Raw genomic sequence first — 26,617 nt, forward strand, 5'->3', positions numbered from 1 at the left:
CTGACAGAGCCAAGGATGTCGATACCCCGGATGTTCGGCGTCCGGGTTTGCGAAAACACGCCTGAAGGAGGCCATTATACAAGCACGATTGAAAAACCCGGTGATGCTCATTCCCGGGCCCTGCAGGCGCTGCTCGCGCTGGACAAGTCGACGGAAACGGCCGATCTGTCCTATGTGACGCGCAAGCTCGTCCATTTGCGCGCCAGCCAGATCAACGGATGCAGCGTCTGTATCGATATGCATGCGCCAGAATTGGAGAAGGCCGGTGAAAAGGACGAGCGCGTCTTCACCGTGTCCGCCTGGCGGGAAACACCTTACTTCACCGACGCCGAGCGCGCCGCGCTGGCGCTGACCGAGGCGGCAACCCGGTTGGCTGACCGGCCGGATCCGATGCCGGATGCGGTCTGGGACAGGCCGCCCCGCACTATGACGAAAAGGCTCTTGCCGCCCTGGTCATCCAGATTGCCCTGATCAACGCATTCAACTGCCTCAACGCAACTACCAGGCAGATGGTCGGCGCCTGGGGCTGAACGGGGCCGGGTTCTCGAAAGGTCACATCAGATACGCAGCTTGTGAGCGTTCGCGCGCACGAAGTCGATGAAGGCCCGCAGCTTCGGCGGTACGAGGCGGCGGCTGGGATAATAGAGGTGGAGCGGCTCGTAAGCGAGACAGAAAGGCTCCAGCACCTTGACCAGCGCGCCTGAGGCAAGAAGCGGCGCGGCGAGGCCCTCGACCGCGAAGGCGAGGCCAAGCCCCTGCTCGGCGGCGGTAATGCACAGCGGAAGCGTGTTCACGACCAGACATGCGTCCGGCGTGAATGCGACTTCGCGTCCCTCCACGATGAACTCCCAGGGCGAAATCGCGCGGGTGAGGGCGAATGCGATGCAGCGATGGGCGGCGAGGTCGGCCGGCCGCTTCGGCGTACCATTGCGCGCCAGATAGTCTGGGCTGCCCACCACGACCATCTGCAAGGGCCCGCCCAGACGCGCGCCGATCATGTCTTTGTCGAGAAGCTCGCCGATGCGCAGGCCAGCATCGAAGCCCTCGGCGGCGATGTCTACGAAGCTGTCGTCGAAAATCAGACTAAGCCGCACTTCGGGATAAGCATCCATGAACGGCCGCATCAGTGGCTCGATCAGTAGCGGGGCGGCGATCCAGGGCAGGCTGAGGCGCAGCGTGCCGGCGGGACGGTCGCGAGCTTCGCGCAGTGCCGCACCAGCCGCCCGGATATCTTCGGCTGCCGGGCGCACGTGGTCGAGGTATTGAGCGCCAGCTTCGGTCAAGCCAACGCTGCGAGTCGTCCGATTGAGCAGCCGCACCCCCAGACGCTCCTCGAGCCCCTTGACCGCCTCGCTCAAGGAGGCCGGAGCGACGCCGAGCTCGGCGGCGGCGCGGGTGAAGCTTTTGGCCTCCGCAACTTTTACGAAGGCGACGATGCCGCTGAGCTGGTCGAGGCGCATTGTAAGGATTTTCCAAATAGCCCTGTCGAATTCTACTGGTTTTTCCGGTGAACAAAAGGCGTCATGTTGAGTCCGACGAACGGGCCTCTGTGTTGGGAACGGCTCGAACAGGGAAGGAAACAGGACCGATGACCAGGCTTGCTTCGCTCGCCGCCACCGCTCTTCTGGCGGTGTCTGCCGCCCCGGCGAATGCCGGGCCGCTGGAAGACAGCAACATCCAACTCGTCAAGGACTACTACGCAGCTTATGCGACCGGGAATCCCGAGGCCGTCCGGCCCTTCCTCGCACCCGACATCGTGTGGCGCATTCCCGGCCATCATCCGCTTGCCGGCGACAAGCGCGGGCCGGACGAGGTGGTCGCCTTCTTCCGCGGCCTGGCCGACGGCAAATTCAAGGCCGAGCCGATTTTCTTCCAGGCGCAAGGCGACCTTGTCGTCGATGTCCATCGCGGCTGGTCGAACGTCGGCTCGGGTCCCGAGATCGACCAGCTCTACGCCCTGATGTTCCGCATCAAGGACGGCAAGATCACCGAGGCACAGAATTTTTTGACCGACATGTACCAGTCGGACGCCTTCTACTGGGCGCATTACCTGCTGAAGCCACTGCCCGGCCGACTTGCTGGCGAGCGGTAAGACGGCGGTCTTTTTCGCTACGCGCCGCGCTTCTCACTCCAAGCCAAAGGAGACTTGCAATGTTTAAAGCCCTGACATTTGCTGCAGCAACCGCCGTAGCGCTCGCCGTCTCCAATACCGTCGCCGCACCCCGCGTCGAGCGCGTCACATTCTCCTCGCACGGTGAGCAGCTCGTCGGCGAACTCTATCTGCCCGATGATCTCGACGCGGCAAAACCTCGGCCCGCGCTGGTCGTGACCGGCGCCTGGATGACGGTGAAGGAACAGATGCCGGCCCGCTACGCCCGCGAGATGGCGGATCGCGGGTTCGTCGCCCTGACCTTCGATTTTCGCGGTTGGGGCGAAAGCGGCGGCATACGCCGCCAGTACGAGGATCCTAAGGCCAAGATCGCCGACATCGAAGCGGCGGTCGCCTATCTCGCGACCCGGCCCGAGACCGATCAGGACCGCATCGGCGGGCTCGGCATTTGCGCCAGCTCCGGCTATATGGTCACCGCAGCGGCCGAAAATGCCGCGATCAAATCGGTCGCCCTCGTTGCGCCCTGGTTGCAGGATGCCGAAGTGGTGGAGCAGGCCTACGGCGGCAGGCACGGCGTCGCCAGGCTTGAGGCCGCGAGCGATGCGGCAGAGGCCGCGTATCGCCGCACTGGCAAACAGGCGTTCCTGCCGGCTGCCAGCCTGTCCGACAAGCGCGCGATCATGTTCAAGGTGCCTTATTACACCGAACCCGATCGCGGCATGATCCCGGCCTGGCGCAACGAGGCCGATCCGGCCTTCTGGCGCGGCTGGCTGACGTTCGACGCCATCCAGGCTGCCACGCGTCTGCACCAGCCCTTTCTGATGGTGCATAGCGAGGCGGCTGCCATTCCGCAGGGTGCGCACAAGTTCTACGCGCGGCTGACCAGTTCCAGGCAGGAGCTGTGGCTCGACAACGTCACCCAGTTCGATTTCTACGATCGCGCCGCGCCGGTGAAGGCGGCGAGCGATGCCGCCGCCGCGCACTTCCGCGCGACGCTCGGCAGTGCAGGGGAGGCGGGACAATGAGCTTCGTCACCCGCCGGCATGTCCTGGCCTCGGCGGTTTCCGCTGCGATGGTTTCCGCCGTCTCGGCGCCCGCCTCGAGCGCCCCAGGAGATGCGCTGACGGTCAAAGACAGGATCACAATCGCCGAGGCAGTGGCCGGGATCGGCCTCTATGCCGACCTGCGTGAATGGAACCGGGTCAGATCCTATCTCGCGCCCCGTGTCACGACCGACTATACCAGCCTCTTCGGCGGCGAGGTCACGACCAGCGGCCGCGACGCGCTGATCGCGCAGTGGCAAGCACTGCTGCCGGGTTTCGACGCCACCCAGCACCTCATCACCAACATCATTGTCGAAGGCGCGGGCAATGATGCCATGGCACGCAGCCATGTCCGCGCAGCCCACTGGATCGACGGGCGGTTCTGGACGGTCGGTGGCAGCTATCTCCACCGGCTGGTGCGGACGCCGGAAGGCTGGCGCGTCAAGGCAATCTCCATCCGCCGCTTGTACGAAGAGGGGGATCGCGCCGTTCTGGCCGCTGCGGCCGACAGGGTAAAGGCGGAGGCCAAATGAGTGTTCGGGTTTGCGCATGCCCAGCCACGCGGCGAGGTTGCTCGGAGCATCGGCAACGTGAATATTGATCGAAAATGTCGGGGCAGGCTTGGCGCATGCGGCATTAGTGGCGCCACTGCGACACGAGACATGACCCTTTCACTGCAAGACGTTTCGGATCGGCTTGAGACTGTAGCGGGTTCAGAAGTTGATCCGCCGACGCGAGCCGTCGGCAGATCACGGTTGTTCCAGACCGCTCAGGCGGTCTTGCTCTTCCTCTGGCTCAAAGCGCCTAGCAGCGCCTCAGCTGCCTCGCTCGATGATGCTGGGTTCTGACCCGTGATAAGCTGGCCATCGACGACTGTGTGGACGCCCCAGTCCTTGACCTTGGAGAAAACCGCGCCGAGGCTGATCAGCTCGTCCTCGACCAAGAACGGCACGACATTCGTGAGACCTACAGTCTCCTCCTCGCTATTGGTGAAGCCGGTGACGTAGCGTCCCTGCACAAACGGCGTGCCGTCGGGACTGGTCACGCGATGCAGAACGCCCGGTGCGTGGCAAACGAGGGCGATCGGCTTGCCGGCCGCGATGAAGGATCCGATCAGCTTGATCGAATTCGGATCTTCGGCCAAATCCCACAGCGGGCCGTGGCCGCCGGGGTAGAAGACCGTGTCGAAGTCCTTCTGGTCGACACTGTCCAGGCGCACGGTTTCTGCGAGCTGCGCCTTGGCAACATCGTCAGCACTGAAGCGCCGTGTAAGGTCGGTCTGGAACATAGGCTCGTCGCTTTTCGGATCGAGAGGCGGCTGGCCGCCCTTCGGCGAGGCGAGGGTGATCTCGGCGCCGGCGTCCTTGAAGACGTAGTAGGGGGCTGCCAGTTCCTCGAGCCAGAAGCCGGTCTTCTTGCCGGTGTTACCGAGAGTGTCGTGGGAGGTGAGTACCATCAGGACTTTCATTGTCGGATCCTTTTCTCAGGTGATGCCGCGCCAATGAGGCGTCGTAGTTGGTTGATTTGGAGCTCGATCGGCCGCGTCGGCCTGTCGATGCACGGATAATGGCACCTGCCCATGTATTTCAGAAATTTATTTCATTTATTTATATATTCATGTGAGATTATATCTCGATGAGATACGATCTGAACCTGCTCCCGGTTTTCCTCGCCCTGATGGAAGAGCGGAGCGTGACACGGGCAGCAGCGCGACTGGGCATCACCCAGCCGGCGCTGTCCAATTCGTTGAACCGCCTGCGCGACACCCTCCGGGATCCGCTATTCATCCGGGAAAGGTATGGCATAAAGCCGACGCAATTGGCTGAGGAGATCGCTCCGACGATCGAAGCAGCGCTGGCGCAACTGGACGATCTCATTTTGAACCAGCAGGAATTTCAGCCAGCAAAGGCCGAACGGCTGTTCACGCTTGCCCCCAACAGTTACGTGGAGCTTGTGTTGATGCCGGCCCTCGTCGCGAGGACGCGTGAGCTGGCGCCTGGTATCAAGCTCCGCATGACAGAATTTGGCAACGATCTCGCCGAGACCGGCGTCATTTCCGGTACCACGGCCATGGTGATTGGCCGGATCGTCGATCCGCCGGGCAATCTTGTCGTCCAGCATCTTATGGACGATGGGCTCGCCTGCGCGGTGCGCAAGGATCATCCCGACGTTCGAGACCATATTTCCCGAGAACAGTATGAAAGGCTCAAGCACGTGAACGTGCTCCCGCCGGGCCGGCTGCGGGCGGGCCTCTTCCAGGCATTGGAGCAACAAAACCTCAAGCGAGAGATTGCCCTTTCTGTCACGCACTTCCTGGCCGTGCCAGAGATGCTTGCCGTCACGGATTACTGCGCAACGCTGCCGAGACTGATCTGCCGCAGCCTTGAGAGGGATCCGCGCCTGAAGATACTACCGCCGCCCGTCGACCTCGGCACTTTTCCAGTGCAGATGGCTTGGCACATTCGCTACCGCCACGACCCAGCCCACAGGTGGTTGCGTTCGATGATCGGCGAATTGGCAAAAGAAATGACGTCGGAGACCTAAGACGGCTTTCTTGTATCCGCGTTGATGTCCGCAAAGGCCAAACCGGGCCATTCATCGTGCCGTATGCCGAGCACCAGATCCGGACTTGCCCGAGCTATCAGCAAGCGGCAGCTAGGGTCGCACCATGCCGCCAACTAAGTGCTGTCCGTCACGACCGACTATACCAGCCTCTTCGGCGGCGAAGCCGCGACTTCGACGCCACCCAGCACCTCATCACCAACATCATTGTCGAAGGCGCAGGCAATGACGCGGTTGCACGAAGCCATGTCCGCGCAGCCCACTGGATCGACGGGCGGTTCTGGACGGTCGGTGGCAGCTATCTCCACCGGCTGGTGCGGACGCCGGAAGGTTGGCGCGTCAAGGCAATCTCCATCCGCCGCTTGTACGAAGAGGGGGATCGCGCCGTTCTGGCCGCTGCGGCCGACCGGGTAAAGGCGGAGGCCAAATGAGTGTTCGGTTTGCGCATGCCCAGTCGCGCGGCGAGGTTGCTCGGAGCATCGGCAACGTGAATATTGATCGAAATGTCGGGGCAGGCTTGGCGCATGCGGCATTAGTGCCGCCAACCGCGGAGACAGGACATGACCCTTTCATTGCAAGAGGTTTCGGATCGGCTCGAGATCGAACAGCTGCTTGTTCGCTATTGCTGCGCTGTGGACGATCGCGACTGGGACGCCTATCGCAAAATATTCACACTCGATGCCGTGCTTGACGACACTGTAACAGGTGGAATCAGGAGCGGTGTGGATGAGCATGTCGCTTACATGAAAGGCGCCCTTCGAAGATATTGATCTCGCAGCACGCCATTTCGACAATCCTTCTGGATCTCCGAGGGGATGAGGCCAGCGCGCGCGTGCATTGTTCATGCCCGATGGTGGTCGACCTCGGCGAAGGCAAAAGGCAGGTCTTCTTCCAAGGGCTCTGGTATCGCGACCGCGTCGTACGCACGTCCGAGGGCTGGCGCATAAGTGAACTTGTCGAGGAAGGCTATTGGAATCACAATTTGCCGGAGGGGTTCGCGTTCTGACGTCTGTTACGCGCTGCGCTGGATTCGCCCCGGACGCCATTTTCAGACGTGGCAGCTACTGGCGCAACACGGTGTTCTTGGTGCCTTCTTCGACCTGGTCGATGACCAGCAGCTTGACCGGATCGGCGCCGATATTGATCGCCTGATGCCATTGCCCGATCATCTCGATGATGAAATCACCTGTTTGATAGGTGTTGCTCTTGCCGGTCTCGACGTTGGTGACCTGAAGCGTGCCGGCCTCGACATAGGCATAGCGCGGAAACGGATGCTTGTGGACCGGCAAGGTCGCGCCCGGCGCGATCTGATAGGCCGAGACCAGGATCTGGACGTTCTTCTGGGGCAGCGTGATCGGCTGGCCAGACGCGGTCTCGGTGCGAGAGGCAAGCGGGGTCACGACAACCGGCGTCCCGCTGGCATCCAGCGCCTGGGCGCTGTTTGCAAACAGTGCAGCCGTGAGCAGCAGCGTCGGTGCCAAGATTTTTCGCATGATTCCCCCCGAACGGCGTCAGCATTGCGCAGCAAGCTTTGAGGCGCAAGCTTGTCTGTTCAGGAGCGCCTTATCCAGCTCTTCTGAACATGCCCGGCGTCATACCATGCATGGCCCGGAATGTACGGGAAAAATGGCTCTGGTCGGCGAAGCCCGCCGTAATAGCGGCGTCGGCGAGGCCAAATCCCTGTTCGATCAGCGCGCTCGCCCGGCGCAATCGCCGGTCGCGGATATAGGCCGCCGGCGTCAGGCCAATTGCCTTGTTGAAATCGCGGATGACCTGGAACCGGGTCACGCCAGCCGCGCCGGCAAGCCGCTTGAGGTCGAGCTGCGAGCCAAGCTCGCTTTCCACAAGATCGCGGTAGAGCGAAAATCTTCGCTGCGATCCGGAGCTTTCGATCTCTTCGGCCTGTCCGCTCGAGTCGCCATGCCGAACGATCAGTTGTCTAAGCGCCACGAGCAGGGACGTCTCGGCCGTCATTGTGTCCGGGGATGTCGAGCCGTGGTGCGCTGCCGTCAATGCTGCGGCGAGACTGCTGTCTTCGATCGTCGCGCGCGAAAACACTGGAGCGCCGTCGCGGCCGAGTTCGCGGGTAAGCGCGGTCATCATCGGCACCGAAGGATAAAATGTCCGGTAGGCCCAGCCTTCATCCGCCCCGCGTTCGCCGTCATGCCACTCTTCAGGATTGACGACGGCGATGGCGCCCGCCGGAGCGAGAACGCTTTGACGGCCGATGCGAATGCGCTCGCAGCCGGAGGTGATCAGGGCGATCACATAGGTCGGGTGCGTGTGCAGGTCGTAGCGGTGCTGGGTGAAGCGCGCCTCGAACAGGCCCAGGTCGGGGAAGCACGGATGGCGCCAGTATTTCCCGGTCTCTGCGGCTTCGTTTGTCTTTGCCATGGTCAATCCGGTTCAAGACGCTTTTCGTCGGGCCTTCTATGGCTGGCAGGATCAAACTGCGCCGCCTTGCCGGCGTGAAAGGAGGCATCATGCTGCATAATGACCCCATCGCCGCGCTGACACCAGAGGTCGTAGGCTGGCGGCACCATATCCATGCCAATCCGGAGCTCGGATTTAATGAATACGAAACGGCGCGTTTCGTTGCAGAGAAGCTGCGCTCCTTCGGCGTCGACGAGGTGCATGAAGGGATCGGCGGCACCGGCGTCGTCGGTGTCCTGCGCAGCGGTGGCGGCGCACGCGCCATCGGCCTTCGCGCCGAGCTCGACGCGCTTCCGGTGCTGGAGAAAACCGGCTTGGCCTATGCCTCCAGGAAAGAAGGAGTAATGCACGCCTGCGGCCATGACGGCCACACCGCCATGCTGCTCGGCGCCGCCAAACTGCTCAGTCAATCGCGCACCTTCGACGGCACCGTCACTTTCATCTTTCAGCCGGCCGAGGAAAACGAGGGCGGCAGCATGCGCATGATCGAGGACGGCCTGTTCAAGCGCTTTCCGGTCGAGGCGGTCTATGCGGTCCACAACTGGCCGGGCGTCAGGCTGGGGACGATCGCCACCCGCGCTGGTGCGCAAATGGCGGCCGTGGATAATTTCGAACTGACCTTCGAGGGTCTTGGCGCGCATGCCGCGATGCCGCAGCTCGGCGATGACCCGATCCTGGCCGCCGGCGCCTTTGTGCAAGCCGTCCAGCGCATCGTCAGCCGCTCGGTCGACCCGCAAAGCGCGCTTGTCGTCAGCCTCACGCAGATCCATGGCGGCAATGTCGGCAACGTCGTGCCGGGCAAGGTCTGGCTGCAAGGCACCTGCCGCTTCTTCGAGCCCGGCCTTTCCGATCATTGCGAGAGGCTGATCGGCGAGATCGCACAAGGCATTGCCGCCGCGCATTCGCTCAAGGCCAGGCTCGACTACCGGAAGGGCTATCCGCCGCTGATCAACACGGCGGACGCGACGGCCCACGCCGTCGAGGCGGCGGCATCCGTCGTCGGCCGGGAGAATGTCCTGACCGAGTTCAGCCCCAGTCTCGGCTGCGAGGATTTCGCTTTCATGATCCGCGACGCCGGCGGGTGCTATGCGTGGATCGGTGCCGGCGAGGTCGGCCCGGGCGAAGGCCTGCACGGCGACCGCTACGTTTTCAACGACGAGATCGTGCCGACGGTGATGCGCTATTACGTCAACCTCGTCGAGCAGACGCTTCCGCGGGCCGGTCCATCTAAAGCAATTTTTCCGGCGTGATCGGCAACTCCCGGATCCGCTTGCCTGTGGCGTCGAAGACGGCATTGGCCACCGCAGCGGCAACGCCGGTGGCGCCGAGCTCGCCGATGCCCTTGCCGCCGATCGGGCTGGCATGCTCGTCCACCTCGTCGACGAAGTGGATTATGATGTCGCCGGGAATGTCGGCATTGACCGGAATGGCGACCCCGGAAAGGTTCTTCGACAGGAACCGCCCAAGCACCGGTTCGTGCCTGCTCTGCTCCATCGCCGCCATGCCCCAGCCCCAGATGATGCCGCCCGTCATCTGGCTGCGTGCGGTGCGGGGATTGACGATGCGGCCGGCGCTGTAGCTGCCGACGGCGCGACGAAGCCTGAGCAGGCCGAGCCCCGGATCGACGCCGACCTCCATGAAGATCGCGCCGAAAGTGCGCATGGCGAGGCCTTTGCCATGCTGCGCCGGATCGAACGACCCGGAGCCGATGATCTCGCCGATGTTGGTATGGCTCATAACGTCGGCGATCGTCTGACCGCCGGCAGCGCCTTTGCGGCGAATCTTGCCGTCCTGCATCTCCACCTCGTCCGGCAGCAGATTGGCAAGACGGGCAAGCTGCGAACGCGCATCTTCGGCGGCGGCAAGCACCGCCGCGCCCACCCCCATGGTCGATGACGAGCCATAGGTCGGTCCCGCCTCCGGCAGCTGCGTATCGCCCATTTCCAACTCGATCTTCTCCATCGGCAGGCCCAGCACGTCGGCCGCGATCTGCGGAAAGATGGTGAGTGTTCCGGTCCCTATGTCCTGGGTGCCGGTGCGGATGAGCACTCTGCCGTCCCTGTGCAGCCTGACCTCGGCTGCAGGCGTCGGGTGGCGGAAACAGCCCATGCTGCAGGTCGCCATGCCGTAGCCGATCAGCCAATCGCCATCGCGTTGCGGCTTGCGCGGGCGCTCGCGCCAGCCGAACAGGCGGGCGCCTTCCTCATAAGCCTCGCGCAGCTTCTTCGATGACCAGGGCTGGCCGGTGGCCGGATCCGTGTCCGCATGGTTGATCAGACGCAGGTCGAGCGGATCGATGCCGAGGCGGTGTGCGAGCTCGTCCATCGCGCTTTCGAGGGCCCAGGTGCCGGGACCCTCGACCGGCGCGCGCAGCGCCGTCGGCATGGCGACGTTCGCGCGCTCGACGCGCTGGCTGAGACGCATGGCCGGCGTGGCGTAGAGACCCTTCGAGGCTTCGGTGGCGAACTCGACGAAATCGTCGCTCACGGTGGTCAGGTTGACCACGTCCTGTTGCACGGCGGTCAGCTTGCCCGACCTGTCCGCAGCCAGCACGATCTTCTGTGCCATGCGCGGCTGGTAGCCGAGGCAGGAATAGGCATTGGCGCGGCTGAGCGCCAGCCTGACCGGGCGCTGCATGATGCGCGCCGCGGCGGCGGCCAGCACCTGATGCGGCCAGATCCAACCCTTGCCGCCGAAGCCGCCGCCGGTATGGCGGGAAATCACGCGGACCTTTCCGGCGGGGACATTCAAACGGGCGGCAAGCACCTGGCGGACACCATAGACGTGCTGCGTGGCGTCGTGCAGCGTCAGCTCTCCGTCGTTCCACTCAGCGAGCGTCGCCGAGGGCTCCATGGCGTTGTGGTGGCGCGACGGCTGCAGGTAGACGGCTTCGACCATGGCGGCTGCGTCGCTAAGCCCGCGGTCGACGTCGCCCTTGGTAAATGTCGGCTCCAGGAACAGGAAGCCGCTCTCCCTCGGCACGACCGCAGCCTTGTCGATGGCGGTCCACTCCGGCGGTGCCGGCAATTCCGGCTCGGCGAACTCGAAGCGCAATGCGACGTGGCGGGCACCGGCCTCCGCCGCCTCCAGCGTCTCGCCCAGCACAATGGCAAGCGGCTGACCCTCGTGACGTATCTCGTCGCCCTGCATCGGCATGAAGCTCTGCGCTGCCGGTGGGCCTTCGGCCTGCTGCATCTGCGTATCGGGCTCGGCCCTCGGCGATGCGAACCGGCCGAATTTGGGCATGTCCTCATGCGTGAGCACACGCACGGCGCCCTTCTCGGCCAGCGCGTCGTCGACCATGATCGACGTCACGCGGCCGGCCGGAACGGGCGCGGTCACGAGTACCGCATAGAGCAGGTCGGGGGCGAAATAGTCGGCCGCATAGCGGGCGCGGCCGGTGACCTTGACGCCGCCGTCAGGGCGGGCAACAGGCTGGCTGATCATCATGACGACATCCTCGCTGCTCTTTCGATCGCCCGCAAAGCGGCGGTCTTGGCCAGTTCGATCTTGTAGGCGTTCTGCGACAAGGGACGCGCTTCGGCGAAGGATTGCTCGATAGCGGTGCTCAACGCCTCGCGATCGCCGATTTCGGCACCGGCGAGCTGCTCCTCGGCGGCGCTCAGCCGCCACGGTCGCAGCGCGACGGACCCCAGCGCCAGGGCCGCCCGACGGATGGTTTGGCCGTCCATCTCCAGCACAGCGGCGGCAGAGACGATGGCGTATTCGTAGGATTCGCGCTCGCGCACCTTAAGGTAAGCCGATCGCGGCGCCGGCGCCGGCAGCTCGATTGCCGTGATCAGTTCGCCTTGCTGCAACACATTGTCTGCCTCGGGGCGCGTGTCGGGAAGCAGGTGGAATTCCGCTGCCGGAATGCGCCGGCCGCCGCTGCGGTGCGCGGTGACGATGACCGCATCAAGTGCTGCCAGCGCCACGGCCGGGTCGGATGGCTGGGTGGCGACGCAATCCTCGGTCCAGCCGAATATCGCGTGATTGTCGTTGATGCCATGCAATGCCGAGCAGCCGGAGCCGAGCTGACGCTTGTTGCATGGCAACTGCTCTTCGGCACGGAAATAGGCACAGCGCGTCTTCTGCAGAAGATTGCCGCCTATCGTTGCCAGGTTTCTCAGCTGCGGCGATGCGGCGTTGAGGATCGCCTGGCTCAACACCGGATAGTCGCGCACGACCAACGCATGCTGCGCGACATCGTTGAGATGCGTCAGCGCGCCGATCGTCAAGCCGCCGCCGGGCAGTGTTTCGACCTGATCCAGCCCGTCGAGGCGGGAGATGTCGATGATCCGGGTCGGCTCGGCAATGCCAAGGCGCAGCCAGTTGAGCAATTCGGTGCCGCCGGCGAGAAAGGCGCTGTCCGGCGCGGCACCGGCTGCGATCGTGTCACCCAGGCTGTCGGCGCGTGCATAGACGAATGGGGTCATTGGCTCGCCCTCCCGGCCGCTGCGCGCACCGCCTCGACGATTTGCGGATAGGCCGAGCAGCGGCACAGATTCCCGCTCATCCATTCGCGGATCTCGGCATCGGAGCCGGTATGTCCCTCCTCGATCAGCGCCGCCGCTGACATCACCTGGCCGGGCGTGCAGAATCCGCACTGAAAACCATCATGATCGATGAACGCCTGCTGCACGGGATGAAGCGCATCGCCGTCTGCCAGCCCTTCGATCGTGGTAACCTCGCGTCCCTCGCAGGACACGGCAAGTATCATGCAGGCATTCACACGCCGCCCGTCGAGATGCACGGTGCAGGCGCCGCACTCGCCGAAATTGCATCCCTTTTTCGTTCCGGTCAGATGAAGCCGCTCGCGCAGCAGGTCGAGCAGCGTGACGCGGGGATCGAGATCGGAAAGGCTGTGATCCTCTCCGTTCACCCGCAACTTCAATAGGTGCCGATCGTGGAAGTTCATGTGGGGTACCTCGAAGCACATGCCGTACTCGCCGCAAGGACTCGTCCAGCAAGCAGCCACCCACCTGTCGAGGCGAAATAGGGCGGTCGATTCCGGGGAAAAGGCGCTGCCGGTCAGGCAAGGCTAAAAAACGCGCATTCGAGATTTGCGGCGGAAAGGCACTGAATGCCGCCGCAAAACGTGCACTGTCACCCTAATTCGGGTGTGAAAGATTTATGGAGTAACGTATCAGCTTGGTTAGCCAGTTTCGTCGGAGTCATTTGCCGATATAGGCGGCCAGCTCGTCAGGTGTCCCCATGGGAAAGGCGCGTTTCAGATGGTCGAGGAATGCGGAGACGCGCGCGCTCAGCAGCCGCCGAGAGGGATAGAGTGTCCACAGGGCGATGTCGGGTCCCTCGACATCCCCCCAAAGTACCAGCGTTCCGGCCGCCAGATCATGGCTCACTAGCGACACTGGAAGGCGTCCTGCGCCGACGCCCGCTCGCACTGCATCCCGGACCATGATGAGCGACGACAGCGCAAGGACGGGCTCGATCGCGATTGTTAACCGGCCAGTGGGCGTCTTCACGTCCCAAGCCCTGCGGTCTGTCGAACGCATGACGGCCGGGGTTGCCAGGCCTTCGGCCGGCTGGGCGAGGTCAGGACTTGCCACGACCACCAGCCGATCACGCAGAAAGGCTCGCCCAACGAGGCTCTCATCCGGATCCGGATTGACCCGGATCACTAGGTCAAATCCCTCTTCGATCATGTCGACGACGCGGTCTTCGGTCGTGACCTCGAGCCTGACCTCCGGGTATTTCAGGGCGAAGCCGGCGGCGATCTTCCCCATCGCGGTCTGTGCGAACAGCAATGGGGCGCTGATCCGCAGCCGGCCGCGCGGCCTTTCGCCGCCTGAGGCGATCGCCGCCGTCGTCTCTTCGAGCTCGGAAAGCAACCGGCCCGCGCGCTCGAAAAGCGCGCGTCCTTCTTCCGTCAGCTTTAGCGCGCGCGCGCCACGCTCGAACAGCCGTAGATCCAGACTCGCCTCCAGTTCCGCCACGCATCGGGACAAGGTGGCCTTCGGGCGCCCGGCAGCGCGGGCGGCCTTACCGAAGCCCCCGTGGCGGGCGACCAGGTTGAAATCAGCAAGGGCAAGTAGATCCATGTGTTCCACCTGTGGGACGGCGTGTTCAGATATAATGCCTACCGACACAAATGTGGATCACTAATTTTCTGGGACGCCATCCGGCTCAACTCAGGAGTAATCCCATGACCATTCTCGTTACCGGCGCGACCGGCAATGTCGGCCGCAACGTAGTCGAACAGCTCGTGAAGCGTGGCGCCGATGTGCGCGCTTTGGTTCGCGATCCCTCGAAGGCCAATTTCCCCACTGGCGTAGATGTCGTGCAGGGCGACCTGCTCGATGTCGATTCCCTGCGCAAGGCGTTCTCCGGCGTCTCCACCCTTTTCCTGCTGAACGCGGTGGTGGCCGACGAATACACCCAGGCGCTGGTAGCGCTGGCCGTTGCCCGTGAGGCCGGCATCGAGCGGATCGTCTATCTGTCGGTGATCCACAGCGACATCTACGTCAATGTGCCGCATTTCGCGGGCAAGTTCGGCGTCGAGCGGATGATCGAACAGATGGAGCTCAACGCCACCATCCTGCGGCCCGCCTACTTCATGGACAACGACATCACGATCAAGGACGTGGTGATCGGCTACGGCATCTATCCGATGCCGATCGGAGCCAAGGGCATCGCCATGATCGACGCGCGGGACCTGGGCGAGATCGCCGCGATCGAACTCCTCCGCCGTGAGCAGGCCGCCGCGCCGCTGCCGTTCGACCGCATCAACCTGGTCGGCCCCGACACGCTGACTGGCACGGACGTCGCAGCGATCTGGACGGACGTCCTCGGTCGACATATCGCGTATCCCGGCGACGACACCGCCGGCTTCGAGCAGAACCTGCGGCAGTTCATGCCGAGCTGGATGGCGCTCGACATGCGCCTGATGGCCGAGCGCTTCCTCACGGACGGCATGGTCCCCGACGCCGGCGATGTCGACCGGCTGACCGCGCTGCTTGGCCGGCCGTTGCGCTCGTATCGCGACTATGCGGCCGCAATTGCCGGCTGAGCTCCAGCACTGATAACCTTCTGTCCCAGGAGACACATCGTGATCTACTCGACCGCTGCCGATCCGGTGATCCCGGAGGCGAGACCAAGCTGACCCGTGCGCAGATATGGCAGGGCCTCGAACTCAAGGCGCGCGACGCCCGCCTGTTCCTGCACGCAGGCCCTCTGCACCCGTTGCGACGTCGTGGAGGAGCGCGCGACCCACTTCCTGCGCGAAGCTACGATCGCCGGTGCTGATCTGCGCGAAATCATCACGATCGAGCCGGAAAGCAAGGTCACCTTTTTCCAGGCGACCGGTCCGCGCGAAGGCGCGGAAATCGCCTTCATAGCTAGTGGTCGGGTCATTCACATCAGAAAGTTGCGCCAACGGCAATTGCAACCAGCTGGTGAGCGAGCTGCTTCATAAGCACGGACGAAACGCAAAGCCGGTCCGTCAAAACGCGGGTGTAGATGAGGTACTGCTTCACGGCTTTGTCCAGTTCAAGCGTTGTGCCTGACAAGGTGGTGGCCGAAGCATTGTCTAACGTCAACGTTCGTTGTGACTGACCAAACGCTGAATAGCGGCGAACCCAAAGGCTCCCCAACGCAACGTACCCCGACTGTGCGCGTTCTAGTGAAATGGGAGGGCGCCATAGCCGATCTGACGGGGGTGGTCTGATGACAAGTCGGAGCAACAGGGATGGCAAAGTTTAAAGAAGCCCTTGAGCGCGGGAAGAAAGCTCGCCGTCAGCAGGAGGAGCCCGTCGGTGGCGCGGAGATGGGGAAGCGAGATGCCCCCATTGCGGACTTCAGCGAGCAAGCAAAGGCTTGGCTAAACGACGTCGTGATTGCATCGCTGGAGGCGGCCAAGGCTGACGTGGCAGGCGAGGTGGCTATCGACATAGACACCGCGCCACGCCGGCAGGTCAAAGCTTTAACCGCGTCGATTCGTTTCCAGATCTACAGGAGGCGAGAATTGGAGAAGACGCCTAGAAGAACCTTTACGGTCAACGTTAAGGTGAGCGGGGCGGTGTCCGTATCTTCGCCGGGGATGGTGACCAAAGATGTGGGAAACATAGGGGATAGGTCCGACCTACGGGTCCGCACCTTAATAGCCGAACTGATCGAGGACGCTGCCAAGGGTACATAGCAAGGCTATGCCCATGGGCTATGTGGAAACCGAAGGGGTACGGGGTCTTCGCGCGAGCCAGTTATCCAATCCCCCGCTCAGAAATTTCTACCAAACATTCCCGACCCCGCCTTCACACGAAATCGTATGTTGATTTTTTCCCAAGTAGGATCCTCAATGATCGCTTGGGTTCTAGCCTTGAGGGGGCGCCCAGGATGGGCGATCGACCGAACTCTCCACCCGCCGCAGCTACCACGAAGGACCTTGTGCAGAAAGTGATCCTGCAAGCCTCTCGCGGTGAAATCATATCGGTAAAGGGGACCATCGCAGCGATTCGCCGAGACGTTCCGCATCTGCTGGTTACTGACGATGAGCTGGTCTATCTTATAGTCAGTGCGGCCCCGGCCTTTGGAATGGCAGTCGCTTTCGACCTTCACGAATAGCCTCGCTTGGGGGCGTGTTGGCGTTCATGTTAAACCTATCGCCACGACGAAACCCACGACAAGCGAAATGGCCAGGGCGACAAATACGGAGCCGGGAGGAAGAGGGTCCGGATACCATGTCGCGCATCGAATCCGAATAGAACAGGCCGCGCCACCTGACCTTCCTCATTGAAGCCTTTGAAATCGGCTTGCCCTGACGTGTCGAAGATCACGTCGACCAGATCGGGCAGCTTAGCCCGCGCCATGGCGCCGACCAAGTATGCAGGTGTAAAATAGAGGAATTCAGATAAAATCATGAGTCTATCCCGAGGGTATGCGAACCCAATGGGGTGCGACGCGCTCGCATGGCTGATGACACGGGCAGGGACAGCTGCAGCTCATTCGAGGAAGAACTGCGCGCGGTTGCTGGCCAGTGCCGTCCGAAAGCCGTCGAAGACCTCCATGGGTGTTCCCTCGGGGTTGTCGTCGGGTCCTAAGACATTCCAGGGATCGCTCGACGCGCTCCGCCATTCTGGGACCTTTGCTGGTACGGGCCCGTGCTCGGCGGTCCCGGACCGTTCGACATCATGCAATTACCGAAAAGCATCAAGATCGGTTATGCGGTCTGTTCCGACCACATCCACACGCCTGAACTGCTGCGATCGCATTCGGCGCAGCTTTTCGACTGGATCATTGAGGGCAGGCTCAGGGTCCGGATCGGTGGCGAATACGGACTGGCGGACGCAGCAACCGCCCATGGCGACATGGAAAGCCGTGGGACGACGGGCAAGCTGCTGCTGATTCCATGACATGCGATCGGCCGATCGAGGCTGGATGGCGACGCTCTGCGACCCACAAGTTCTAGCGATCCATATCTATGTATAGCAGCCACTCGGTTCAGTCGCCTCTACCTTGAGGCAAGAAGACTTCCTGTCCCGAGAGAATGATCGATGTCCACGATGTCGCCTATCCTTACAAGACGCCACTTGCTCGCCATCTCTGCGGCTGCCGGCGCCGTTGGCCTGTTGCCGTCAAGCACGGCCGCTGCGGCTGAAAGCACAGCTATAAGACCCTTCCGCGTCGACATTCAGGAAGCAGCCGTCGCTAATCTTCGTCAGCGCCTGGCGGCGACGCGTTGGCCGGACAAAGAGACCGTCACAGCTCAGTCGCAGGGCGTCCAGCTTGAACGGCTTCGCGACCTCATCGAATACTGGACGACCGACTACGACTGGCGAACGATCGAGGCTCACCTCAACCGGCTGCCGATGTTCGTCACCGAAATCGACGGGCTCGAGATCCACTTCATCCATATTCGTTCGCCACATGCCGACGCCTTGCCGATGATCATGACGCATGGCTGGCCCGGCTCGATTCTGGAGTTTCTCAAAGTCCTGGGGCCGCTCACAGATCCAACAGCCTTCGGCGGCGATGCTGAGGACGCCTTTCACCTCGTCGTGCCCTCGATCCCCGGCTTCGGCTTCTCCGCAAAGCCGACCAAGACGGGGTGGGGTTCCGATCGTATCGGCAGAGCATGGGCGCTTCTGATGCAGCGGCTGGGCTATGATCGCTATGTCTCGCAGGGCGGCGATTGCGGCTCGGTGATATCGCATCGAATGGCGTTGCAGAACGTGCCGGGGCTTATCGGCATTCACGTCAATATGCCGGGTACGGTTCCAAGCGAGATCGCGGCTATTCTGGCGGCCGGCGGGCCAGCGCCGAAAGACCTTCCCGACGATGAAAGGAAGGCGTTCGACGCGCTCGACAAATTTTACAGGGACAGTTCCGGCTATGCGGCGATGATGGTCACACGGCCCCAGACCATTGGCTATTCGCTGGTCGATTCACCACTTGGGCTTGCCGCGTGGATCTACGAAAAGTTTGCTCAGTGGACCGACAGCGGCGGACAGCCGGAGCGTGTGCTGACAAGGGACGAGATGCTCGACGACATCTCGCTCTATTGGTTGACCGCAACGGGTGCATCGGCCGCGCGGATATACTGGGAAGACCATTCCAACAACTTCAACGCGGTCGACATTCAGGCGCTTCCGGTCGCCGTGACCGTGTTCCCCGGTGAAATCTATTGTGCGCCGCGCGGCTGGGCTGAGCGCTGCTACCACAACCTCATCTACTTCAACGAGGCGGCGGACGGCGGCCACTTCGCCGCTTGGGAACAGCCGGAAATCTTCACACGCGAAATACGAGCGGCCTTCAGATCGCTGCGTTGATTGAATGGTTCTCATGGAAGGGATTCAAACGATGATCACACAACCGAAGCGGCTCTACACCGGCCGGATCCATACCACCGGTGGCCGCGATGGCTCCTCGCGCAGCTCCGACGGCAGGCTTGATGTCAGGCTTTCCACGCCTGGCGGCGCCGGTGAAGGCACCAATCCGGAACAGCTTTTCGCGGCTGGCTGGTCGGCCTGCTTTGAAGGCGCCATGGCGATCGCCGCGCGCAAGATGCAGGGGGTTTTGCCCGCTGAAACGGCGATCGATGCGGAGGTCGACCTGAATTCCGGCGAGGACGGCTTCTTCCTCAGTGCGCGTCTCAATGTGAGCCTTCCCGGCCTGGATCCTGACGTAGCGCGGGCGATTGTCGATGCCGCGCATCGGACTTGTCCCTATTCGAAAGCTACGCGCGGCAACATCAAAGTGGCCATCACTCTGGCCTAACGCGCACCGCCGCCAATCCCTTCATCCGACTCGACTGGAGCCACCAATGCAGACCGGAACCAACCCTGAATTTATCGACCTCGATCGCCGTCGCCTCCTGGCGGTCGGGGCCGCAGCCGTGGCCATGGCGCAGCTGGTGGCGGTGCGACCGGCAATGTCGCAAGCTACATCGCCAAAGGCCGCGTTCGCCGCCCTGAAGCAGGTCGATGCCGGCCTGCTCTCTGTCGGCTATGCGGAACAAGGTCCTGCGGACGGCCCCGCCGTCATTCTGCTGCACGGCTGGCCCTACGACATCCATAGCTATGTCGACGTAGCATCTCTTCTTGCCGGCGCTGGCTACCGTGTCCTCGTCCCGCATCTTCGCGGATACGGGACGACCCGCTTCCGTTCGGACGCTACTTTTCGCAACGGGCAGCAAGCCGCGCTCGGCGTCGATCTCGTCGACTTCATGGACGCGCTCGGTATCGAGAAGGCGATCCTGGGCGGCTATGACTGGGGAGCGCGCACCGCAAATGTGGTTGCGGCTCTCTGGCCGCAGCGTTGCAAGGCGATGGTTTCGGTCAGTGGCTATCTGATCGGCAGCCAGGCGGCCAACAAGGCGCCGCTTCCGCCTCAGGCTGAACTGCAATGGTGGTACCAGTTCTACTTTGCCACGGATCGGGGCCGCGCGGGCTACGCGAAGAACACCGACGATTTCGCCAAGCTGATATGGCGACTCGCGTCGCCGCACTGGAACTTCGATGACGCGACCTTCGCCAGGAGCGCCGCGGCCTTCCGCAATCCCGATCACGTCGACATCGTCATCCATAATTACCGCTGGCGGCTCGGCCTTGCCGACGGCGAGCGTCGCTATGACGAGATGGAGGAAAAGCTCGCCAAGGCGCCCGTGATCGGCGTTCCAACCATCACCATGGAAGGTGACGCCAACGGCGCGCCGCATCCCGATCCGGCCAATTATGCCGGCAAGTTCTCGGGCAAGTACGAGCATCGGCTTGTGTCGGGCGGCATTGGCCACGACCTGCCGCAGGAAGCGCCAGAGGCGTTCGCCAAGGCCATCGTCGACGTAGACGGCTTCTGAGGGGAGAAGCGTGATGAAACGATATCTGGCCATTGCAGCCGTCGCAGCCTTGTCCGCGGCACTTGCGATCACATGCGTGGCGATTGACAGGGCCGGCGCCCAAGAGCCTTCGCAGGCATCCCCGATCTACGGGGTGACAATTCCGGATGGATACCGAAAATGGGAGCTGGTCGCGCCCGCGCTGGAAGGCGACCCGCTGAACGAACTCCGTGCGGTCGTCGGAAACGCGGTCGCACTGGACGCCTACAGGAAAGGCACGCTGCCGTTCCCCGATGGCAGCGTTCTCGTGAAGCTGGCCTGGAAGCGAACTCAGTCGGCGGAGTTCGAATCGGCATCCGTGCCGGGAGCGCCAACGACCGTGCAGGTGATGGTCAAGGATTCGAAGAAATACGCGGCGAGTGGCGGCTGGGGTTTCGGCCGTTTCATTGATGGCAAGCCGGTCGACCTAGCGCAGCACGAGACATGTTTCGCCTGCCACGAGGCCCGCGTCCAAAACCACGACTACGTCTTCACGCGCTACGCACCATAGCCACTCGCGTTTGGTGCAGCGCGCTTAGCGGCGAAAATGGAAAGGGACAACATATGACGCAGAGATGGCTTATCACTGGGACTTCGAGAGGAACGGGCCGCGCGCTTGCCCAAGCAGTCCTCGAGGCCGGGCATAAGGTTATCGCAACGGCCCGCAATCCCGAACATATATCCGACCTGGGCGCACGCTTCGGTGAATCGGTCAGGACCTTCCCCTTGGATGTAACTGATCCGAACGCCGCCGAGGCTGCGGTGAGGCTTGCCGTCGACACGTTCGGAGGGCTCGACGTGCTGGTCAACAACGCCGGGTATGGAAACGTCAATTCGGTAGAGGACACTGCACTGGAGGATTTTCGGAGGCAGATCGAGACAAACCTGTTCGGCACCATCATCGTGACCAAGGCCGCTATCCCCATCATGCGCGAGCAGCGCAGCGGGCACATCATCCAGTTTTCGTCCGTGGGAGGGCGTATCGGGGCTCCTGGACGCGCACCCTATTCGTCGGCGAAGTGGGCCATAGAGGGGTTCTCGGAATGCCTCGCCCGCGAAATGGGACTTGTCGGGGTGAAAGTCACCGTGATCGAGCCCGGCGGCATGCGAACCGATTTCTCCGGTGTATCGACCACCCTCAAGGAGGGCCGCCCCGAATATGATCGAGTGGTGGGCGAGACGGCCCGCATGCAGCGCAATTATGACGGTCGGCAACCGGGCGACCCGGCTCGCGTGGCCCAGGCCATCCTGAAGATAGCGGCAATGGATGATCCTCCATTCCGACTGCCAGTGGGAAGCGATGCCCTGAAGATTCTCGTGCAGGCGGATCTCAGAAGGCTGGAAGAGCTGGAACGGTGGCGGGAACTAAGCCAGTCGACCGACTTCCCTCGCGACGAAACGGACGACCGGTCGGGCTCTCGGCCTGCGTCGCCGCCTTTCCTCGCTCTGAACTCCGCTGTCTAATTATCTCCAACACGAAAGGACCACACAATGAAAACCTTACTGGCAGGGTTGGCCATCATTGCCGCCACTTTGGGCAGCGCACAGGCGCAATCCGGAAAGCCGACTGTCGTTCTGGTGCATGGCGCGTTTGCGGATGCGTCGAGTTGGAACGGCGTTGTCGCTATCCTCGAGAAGGACGGCTACTCCGTCGTGGCCGCGGCCAACCCTTTGCGTGGCGTCAAGAAAGACGGCGGCTATATAGCCTCTCTTGCTTCCAGCATCGAGGCTCCTGTCGTACTCGTCGGCCATTCGTATGGGGGTTCAGTGATCAGCGAAGCCGCCGCGGGCCAGGCGAATGTGAAGGCGCTGGTCTACGTCGCTGCCTTCGCACCGGAGGTCGGCGAAACGGCCGTGGAGCTTTCCGGCAAGTTTCCCGGCAGTTCGCTTGGCCCGACGCTCGCCAAGCCAGTCGCATTGTCCGAAGGCGGCTCGGATCTGTACATCCAGCAGGACAAGTTTCACGACCAGTTTGCAGCCGACGTCCCGGTCGGCGAAGCGAAGCTGATGGCGGCAACGCAACGCCCGATCACCGAAGCCGCTCTCAACGAACGCCAGGCCAATGCGGCCTGGAAAGCCATACCCAGCTGGTTCATCTACGGCGATGCCGACAAGAACATTCCGCCACGGGTCTCCGAGTTCATGGCTGAACGGGCTCATGCGCGCAAAACCGTCTCCGTCAAGGGCGCGTCCCATGTCGTGATGGTGTCGCACCCTGCGGCTGTGGCGGAGTTGATCGAGCAAGCCGCAGGCGAGACAGCGCCGTGAAGCCGAGCTTCATGAGGCCGATCACCGGAAGCGGGTAGCGTCGCCGTCGGGTGGGGCGGCCAGACGGCCGATCGACTGGCTGGGTCTCGGTCTGACAATCGTGCGTCAGGCCGCCGACCTGCTCCCCCCATCCGATCTGTGGCCAGTCGGTCGAGAACGATGGCTCGGTCTTTTCGGTTGAATTGCCATTCTACCTGCCCGAAAATGGGCTGTCAGAAGGCGGTGATATGACCTGGAGGGATTTCGAGGAATGCGGCCCCTTTGCGATAAGACCTTCCAGCCGGCCGAGCCGGTGAACGCCCGTGGCCGGATGGTCGGCTGTTTTGCTCATCTGCAGTACGCCGGGCCATCTCGGCGCTCGGCTCCCCAGGTTTGCCAAGCGACTTCGGTTCACTAAACCGAGACATAGCATGAGCAACAGCGTCTACCGCTTGGCGGCAGTCCTCCTTGCGCTTGGCATCTTCCTGTTCGACGTGCTGTCGCCGCTCGAGGGAGCGATCGCGGTACTCTACGTGCTCGTCGTACTCATTGCGGCCCGCACCTCGCGGCGAGCGGACGTGTTGGTCGCCGCTGCTGGCGCCATCGTACTGACGGTGCTGGCCTATGTCATTTCCCACGGCATGGAGAGCTTCGGATCTCCCGCCTTACGCGCGGCCGTAAGCCTTGCGGCCATCGCCATCGCCACCGCGCTGGCGCTCCAGAGCCAGGCCGCCACGGGAACCCTGGCTGCGCAGGCTCGCTTGCTGAACCTCTCGCACGACATGATCTTCGTTCGCGACATCCGCGGTGTCATCACCTTTTGGAACGACGCTGCCGCGGAGGTCTATGGCTGGACCGCAGCCGAGGCGATCGGTCGGGTGGCGGACGAACTGCTCGGTACGAAATACCCTGCCGACCGGGCGGTGGTTGAAGCTGCATTGCTCAAAAGCGGGCGATGGGAGGGGATCTTGGAGCATCAGACGCGAACCGGTGCGCGGCTCGTGCTGGACAGCCGCTGGGCGATACAGCGGGACCGCCACGGAAACGGCGTTGGCGTCCTGGAAACGCACACCGACATAACGGAGCGCCAGGCAGCTCATGCAGCACTGGTCAGGAGTGAGCGGCGCTACAGGCGCATGTTCGATACAAGCCGGATCGGCGTCATCGAAGAAGACTGGAGCGCAGTCCAAGCCGAGCTTGCCAACGTAGCGGAGGAAGGGACCTCGATTGCCGACCATCTCGCCGCCAACCCGGACTTCTACACGCGCGCCAGACGGCTCATCAGAATCGTGGACGTCAATGCAGCGCTCCTGTCCATGCTTTCAGTGGATGATCGCACGCAGTTCCTGAACACGCTGGACGATGTCCTGGGTGCGGCCGATACGACTTTCCCGGGCGCGCTCGTTGCGTTTGCGCGCGGTGACGCCTTCTATGAGGGGGAGACGGAGATGGTCTCGAGCGACGGGAAGGCCGTCCCTGTGCTGTTCACCATCACCTTTCCCTCTTCACCTGACGACGGCGACAAGGCTCTGGTATACGTAGTGGACATCACGGACCGTAAGCGCGCCCAGGACGCTATCCAGCAGGCACAGGCGGAACTTGCCCACGCCGCGCGCGTCGCCACCCTCGGTGAGCTGACGGCGTCGATTGCGCACGAGGTCAGCCAGCCGCTCATGGCGGTGGTGACGAACGGCGAGGCAGGGATGCGCTGGCTCCGCCGCGATCCGCCCGAGCTCAACGAGGTGGAGTTCGCGCTCGGGCGCGCTGTCGCCGAGGGGCGAAGGGCAAGCGACATCGTAAAGCGCATCAGGGCTTTCCTGAAGAAGGCGCCGTCACATCGAGACGAACTGGCCTTGTCCGCATTGGTGGAAGACGCCGTGGCGCTCGTCCAGCGCGAGATTGCGAAGGCCAACATACAACTCAAGATCGACCTGCAGCCTCACCTTCCCAACATACGCGGTGACCGCGTTCAGCTGCAGCAAGTCCTGGTCAACCTCATGATCAATGCGGCGCACGCCATGGCCGGGCAGGACGGCGCGCGCATGCAGTTCATAACCGCCGCCAAAACCGAGGTGGACGACATCGAGATCATCGTGCAGGACACCGGGCCGGGAATACCGAATGAGCATCTTCAGCGATTGTTCGAACCGTTTTTCACAACCAAGCAGGACGGCATGGGAATGGGCCTTGCCATATGCAAGACAACGATTGAGGCGCATGGCGGGCGAATGACAGTTGAGAGCCTGCCGCGGCAGGGCGCGACGTTCCGCGTGACCCTACCCTCCGTCGATGCAAGCGCGACCGCATGAACAGGGCTACTTCCATGAAAGTTGCTTCGTCTCCGACAGGACCATCTCCCTTTGTTGTCGTCGTCGACGACGACCCGGGCGTGCGCGACGCACTCGACAGCCTGTTCCGCTCGGTCGGGATGTCGACCTACTTGTTCGGCAGTCCGGCCGAGATGATTCAAGCCAGCCTTCCCCAGTCGCCGGGCTGCATCATCCTCGATGTCCGTCTGCCGGGCGTCAGCGGCCTGGACTTCCAGTCGCAGATGACGAAACAGGGAATCGAACTGCCGGTGGTCTTCATGACCGGTCACGGCGATATTCCGATGACGGTCCGCGCCATGAAAGCCGGCGCCGTCGATTTCCTGTCAAAGCCGTTTCGCGACCAGGACATGCTGGACGCGGTAACAGGCGCGATCGAGCGGGATCGGGTCAGGAGGGTCGAGCGCACGGAGAGCGATCGCCTGCGAGCGGAATATGAAACGTTGACGCCGCGCGAGCGCGAGGTGATGGGTCATGTCGTCGCTGGCCTGATGAACAAGCAGGTGGCGGGCGTGATCGGGCTTTCGGAAATCACGGTGAAGATCCATCGCGGCAATGTCATGCGCAAGATGGGCGTCCGCACGCTCGCGGACCTTGTTCGCAAGGCAGAGGCGCTGGGTATTTCAGGTCGCTGACCGGCGTGGTGCAAACCTCCGTATGATTTCCTTTCGGGCCAATGTGCCTCATGGATGACGGGTGGCTCTGTGGAGATGACCTGCTGCAATCGAGCGGCATGAACGCCTTTGATTATGATCAAGATTCCCAAGATTGCGATCGTGGATGACGATGACGGAGTGCGAAGCTCGCTCGCCAGCCTGCTCAGATCTCTCGGCTATGAAGTGTGTGGCTATGCGTCGGCGCTCGAATTTCTTGACGATAAAATTGCCGACGACCCTGGCTGCATGATCACTGACATCCAGATGCCCGGAATGTCGGGCGACGAACTTCAGGCGGAGCTGATAGCAAGAGGCCGGATTTTTCCGATGATCTTCATGACGGCTTTCCCAAACGAGGCGACGCGAAACAAGGTGATGGCTGCAGGCGCCCGTGCGTTTCTGGAAAAACCAGTTGAAGCTGATGCGATTACAAGCTGCCTGGAACTACTTCCTCGAGACTAGCCAACTTCTGGCGCGCGGTTCGGGAAGTAGCATGCAAAGCAGTTGCAAGTACCCCAACAATACGAGTTCAAACTCAAACGCACTCGCGCCACCGGCGTCTGCTTTTGGGAACGGAGAACAGATACCCGAAGGTCCGATATTAGGCGCGAAGCAGTCGTCCAGCGGCAGCCTGACAGTGGTCGCTTGGTCAATTCTTCCGGTTCTTGAGCTGGACGGTTTCGTCAGCCGAATCTATGTAACGGCTTGTTCCGGCGCAATCGCGCCGGTGCAAGTCTTTTCACAATGTCGCCGCCGAATCTAGGATGAGGGCCTTGCAAGCCTGGGCGAGGGTAGGGCGCTACGCTAGCTTACCGCTGACTTCGATCGGCCTCTCCGCTGTTTGCCGCCATTCTAGCACAAGTGGAGCGGATCGTAGCGCAGGGAAAAATCGCGCGCTGGCGCGCAATATC

Annotated in this window: 26 protein-coding genes and 5 pseudogenes; 21 read left to right on the top strand and 10 right to left on the bottom strand. The window is 62.5% G+C overall.

What is annotated here, in order from left to right; translation table 11 throughout:
• Positions 1 to 76: 76 nt before the first annotated feature.
• Positions 77 to 530: pseudogene (locus tag NKI79_RS21275) on the top strand (carboxymuconolactone decarboxylase family protein).
• Positions 531 to 557: 27 nt separating this feature from the next.
• Here the strand turns inward: NKI79_RS21275 and NKI79_RS21280 are convergent.
• Positions 558 to 1,460, bottom strand: coding sequence for a LysR family transcriptional regulator (locus NKI79_RS21280; protein ID WP_352804127.1), 903 nt, complete (start codon positions 1,458 to 1,460; stop codon positions 558 to 560).
• A gap of 128 nt (positions 1,461 to 1,588) precedes the next feature.
• On the opposite strand from NKI79_RS21280, the gene NKI79_RS21285 reads away from it, so the two are divergent.
• Genes NKI79_RS21285 through NKI79_RS21295 form a run of 3 tightly spaced genes read left to right on the top strand, consistent with a single transcriptional unit; the run spans position 1,589 to position 3,686 of the window.
• Positions 1,589 to 2,092, top strand: a complete 504-nt coding sequence (locus NKI79_RS21285) for a nuclear transport factor 2 family protein (RefSeq protein WP_352804130.1) — start codon at positions 1,589 to 1,591, stop codon at positions 2,090 to 2,092.
• A gap of 59 nt (positions 2,093 to 2,151) precedes the next feature.
• Positions 2,152 to 3,135, top strand: coding sequence for an alpha/beta hydrolase (locus NKI79_RS21290; RefSeq protein ID WP_352804133.1), 984 nt, complete (start codon positions 2,152 to 2,154; stop codon positions 3,133 to 3,135).
• Positions 3,132 to 3,686, top strand: a complete 555-nt coding sequence (locus tag NKI79_RS21295; RefSeq protein ID WP_352804136.1) for a nuclear transport factor 2 family protein — start codon at positions 3,132 to 3,134, stop codon at positions 3,684 to 3,686. Before NKI79_RS21290 ends, NKI79_RS21295 begins: the two co-directional genes overlap by 4 nt.
• 236 nt (positions 3,687 to 3,922) lie before the next feature.
• Here NKI79_RS21295 and NKI79_RS21300 read toward each other — a convergent pair whose 3' ends face one another.
• Entirely contained in the window at positions 3,923 to 4,621 is a 699-nt protein-coding gene (locus NKI79_RS21300) for a type 1 glutamine amidotransferase domain-containing protein (protein WP_254818257.1), read from the bottom strand.
• A gap of 167 nt (positions 4,622 to 4,788) precedes the next feature.
• On the opposite strand from NKI79_RS21300, the gene NKI79_RS21305 reads away from it, so the two are divergent.
• From NKI79_RS21305 to NKI79_RS21315, 3 genes and pseudogenes are all read left to right on the top strand, one after another.
• Positions 4,789 to 5,697, top strand: coding sequence for a LysR family transcriptional regulator (locus NKI79_RS21305; RefSeq protein ID WP_352804140.1), 909 nt, complete (start codon positions 4,789 to 4,791; stop codon positions 5,695 to 5,697).
• A gap of 56 nt (positions 5,698 to 5,753) precedes the next feature.
• Positions 5,754 to 6,146 (top strand): nuclear transport factor 2 family protein, encoded by a 393-nt coding sequence (locus NKI79_RS21310; protein ID WP_352804143.1) that lies wholly within the window; start codon positions 5,754 to 5,756, stop codon positions 6,144 to 6,146.
• A gap of 129 nt (positions 6,147 to 6,275) precedes the next feature.
• Positions 6,276 to 6,721 (top strand): annotated as a pseudogene (locus tag NKI79_RS21315) (nuclear transport factor 2 family protein).
• 55 nt (positions 6,722 to 6,776) lie between these two features.
• Here NKI79_RS21315 and NKI79_RS21320 read toward each other — a convergent pair.
• The gene (locus tag NKI79_RS21320) at positions 6,777 to 7,208 is read right to left on the bottom strand and encodes a cupin domain-containing protein (RefSeq protein WP_352804146.1); all 432 of its coding nucleotides are present in this window, start codon (positions 7,206 to 7,208) and stop codon (positions 6,777 to 6,779) included.
• A 70-nt stretch (positions 7,209 to 7,278) separates the two neighbouring features.
• On the bottom strand, positions 7,279 to 8,109 hold the full coding sequence (locus tag NKI79_RS21325; RefSeq protein ID WP_352804149.1) for a helix-turn-helix transcriptional regulator: 831 nt from the start codon (positions 8,107 to 8,109) through the stop codon (positions 7,279 to 7,281).
• A gap of 89 nt (positions 8,110 to 8,198) precedes the next feature.
• Between NKI79_RS21325 and NKI79_RS21330 the strand changes: the two genes are divergently transcribed.
• Complete coding sequence (locus NKI79_RS21330; RefSeq protein ID WP_352804151.1) at positions 8,199 to 9,398, top strand: amidohydrolase; 1,200 nt, start codon at positions 8,199 to 8,201, stop codon at positions 9,396 to 9,398.
• Here the strand turns inward: NKI79_RS21330 and NKI79_RS21335 are convergent.
• From NKI79_RS21335 to NKI79_RS21350, 4 genes are all read right to left on the bottom strand, one after another.
• The gene (locus NKI79_RS21335) at positions 9,376 to 11,598 is read right to left on the bottom strand and encodes a xanthine dehydrogenase family protein molybdopterin-binding subunit (protein ID WP_352804154.1); all 2,223 of its coding nucleotides are present in this window, start codon (positions 11,596 to 11,598) and stop codon (positions 9,376 to 9,378) included. The genes NKI79_RS21330 and NKI79_RS21335 overlap by 23 nt on opposite strands.
• Positions 11,595 to 12,584 (bottom strand): FAD binding domain-containing protein, encoded by a 990-nt coding sequence (locus NKI79_RS21340; RefSeq protein WP_352804157.1) that lies wholly within the window; start codon positions 12,582 to 12,584, stop codon positions 11,595 to 11,597. The genes NKI79_RS21335 and NKI79_RS21340 overlap by 4 nt, the downstream gene beginning before the upstream one ends.
• On the bottom strand, positions 12,581 to 13,066 hold the full coding sequence (locus tag NKI79_RS21345) for a (2Fe-2S)-binding protein (protein ID WP_352804160.1): 486 nt from the start codon (positions 13,064 to 13,066) through the stop codon (positions 12,581 to 12,583). The genes NKI79_RS21340 and NKI79_RS21345 overlap by 4 nt, the downstream gene beginning before the upstream one ends.
• 256 nt (positions 13,067 to 13,322) lie before the next feature.
• Positions 13,323 to 14,210 carry a LysR family transcriptional regulator gene (locus NKI79_RS21350; RefSeq protein ID WP_352804309.1) on the bottom strand — a complete coding sequence of 296 codons (888 nt, stop codon included), beginning with the start codon at positions 14,208 to 14,210 and terminating at the stop codon, positions 13,323 to 13,325.
• A 104-nt stretch (positions 14,211 to 14,314) separates the two neighbouring features.
• Here NKI79_RS21350 and NKI79_RS21355 point away from each other — a divergent pair, with 104 nt between their 5' ends.
• The 3 genes and pseudogenes from NKI79_RS21355 (at position 14,315) to NKI79_RS21365 (ending at position 16,306) form a co-directional block, all read left to right on the top strand.
• Positions 14,315 to 15,178, top strand: a complete 864-nt coding sequence (locus NKI79_RS21355) for an SDR family oxidoreductase (RefSeq protein WP_352804163.1) — start codon at positions 14,315 to 14,317, stop codon at positions 15,176 to 15,178.
• Between the two features lie 39 nt (positions 15,179 to 15,217).
• Positions 15,218 to 15,496 (top strand): annotated as a pseudogene (locus NKI79_RS21360) (AtaL-like protein); the annotation flags it as partial.
• A 360-nt stretch (positions 15,497 to 15,856) separates the two neighbouring features.
• Positions 15,857 to 16,306 (top strand): hypothetical protein, encoded by a 450-nt coding sequence (locus tag NKI79_RS21365; RefSeq protein ID WP_352804166.1) that lies wholly within the window; start codon positions 15,857 to 15,859, stop codon positions 16,304 to 16,306.
• 457 nt (positions 16,307 to 16,763) lie between these two features.
• Here the strand turns inward: NKI79_RS21365 and NKI79_RS21370 are convergent, their stop codons facing one another.
• Entirely contained in the window at positions 16,764 to 17,024 is a 261-nt protein-coding gene (locus NKI79_RS21370; RefSeq protein WP_352646760.1) for a hypothetical protein, read from the bottom strand.
• Positions 17,025 to 17,114: 90 nt separating this feature from the next.
• Positions 17,115 to 17,195 (bottom strand): annotated as a pseudogene (locus NKI79_RS21375) (non-heme chloroperoxidase); the annotation flags it as partial.
• Between NKI79_RS21375 and NKI79_RS21380 the strand changes: the two are divergent.
• The 10 genes and pseudogenes from NKI79_RS21380 to NKI79_RS21425 form a co-directional block, all read left to right on the top strand.
• Positions 17,194 to 17,516, top strand: a pseudogene (locus NKI79_RS21380) (zinc-binding dehydrogenase); the annotation flags it as partial. The pseudogenes NKI79_RS21375 and NKI79_RS21380 sit on opposite strands and share 2 nt — an antisense overlap.
• Positions 17,517 to 17,657: 141 nt before the next feature.
• The gene (locus tag NKI79_RS21385; RefSeq protein ID WP_352804169.1) at positions 17,658 to 18,932 is read left to right on the top strand and encodes an epoxide hydrolase family protein; all 1,275 of its coding nucleotides are present in this window, start codon (positions 17,658 to 17,660) and stop codon (positions 18,930 to 18,932) included.
• Between the two features lie 31 nt (positions 18,933 to 18,963).
• Positions 18,964 to 19,380 (top strand): organic hydroperoxide resistance protein, encoded by a 417-nt coding sequence (locus tag NKI79_RS21390; RefSeq protein ID WP_352804172.1) that lies wholly within the window; start codon positions 18,964 to 18,966, stop codon positions 19,378 to 19,380.
• A 46-nt stretch (positions 19,381 to 19,426) separates the two neighbouring features.
• Positions 19,427 to 20,458: an alpha/beta fold hydrolase gene (locus NKI79_RS21395; RefSeq protein WP_352646756.1), complete on the top strand. Its 1,032-nt coding sequence runs from the start codon at positions 19,427 to 19,429 to the stop codon at positions 20,456 to 20,458.
• A 13-nt stretch (positions 20,459 to 20,471) separates the two neighbouring features.
• Entirely contained in the window at positions 20,472 to 20,987 is a 516-nt protein-coding gene (locus NKI79_RS21400; protein WP_352646753.1) for a cytochrome P460 family protein, read from the top strand.
• Positions 20,988 to 21,040: 53 nt separating this feature from the next.
• The gene (locus NKI79_RS21405) at positions 21,041 to 21,940 is read left to right on the top strand and encodes an oxidoreductase (RefSeq protein WP_352804175.1); all 900 of its coding nucleotides are present in this window, start codon (positions 21,041 to 21,043) and stop codon (positions 21,938 to 21,940) included.
• A 27-nt stretch (positions 21,941 to 21,967) separates the two neighbouring features.
• Positions 21,968 to 22,744, top strand: a complete 777-nt coding sequence (locus tag NKI79_RS21410; protein WP_254818280.1) for an alpha/beta fold hydrolase — start codon at positions 21,968 to 21,970, stop codon at positions 22,742 to 22,744.
• 473 nt (positions 22,745 to 23,217) lie between these two features.
• The gene (locus tag NKI79_RS21415) at positions 23,218 to 25,032 is read left to right on the top strand and encodes a PAS domain-containing sensor histidine kinase (RefSeq protein WP_352804178.1); all 1,815 of its coding nucleotides are present in this window, start codon (positions 23,218 to 23,220) and stop codon (positions 25,030 to 25,032) included.
• 14 nt (positions 25,033 to 25,046) lie between these two features.
• Positions 25,047 to 25,685: a response regulator transcription factor gene (locus NKI79_RS21420; protein ID WP_352804181.1), complete on the top strand. Its 639-nt coding sequence runs from the start codon at positions 25,047 to 25,049 to the stop codon at positions 25,683 to 25,685.
• A gap of 114 nt (positions 25,686 to 25,799) precedes the next feature.
• A complete protein-coding gene (locus NKI79_RS21425) occupies positions 25,800 to 26,168 on the top strand; it encodes a response regulator transcription factor (RefSeq protein WP_352804183.1) in 369 nt (122 codons plus the stop codon).
• The last annotated feature ends 449 nt before the right edge of the window (positions 26,169 to 26,617 follow it).

Source organism: Mesorhizobium sp. M0340 (assembly GCF_040321535.1).
In the GTDB taxonomy this organism is placed as follows: domain Bacteria; phylum Pseudomonadota; class Alphaproteobacteria; order Rhizobiales; family Rhizobiaceae; genus Mesorhizobium.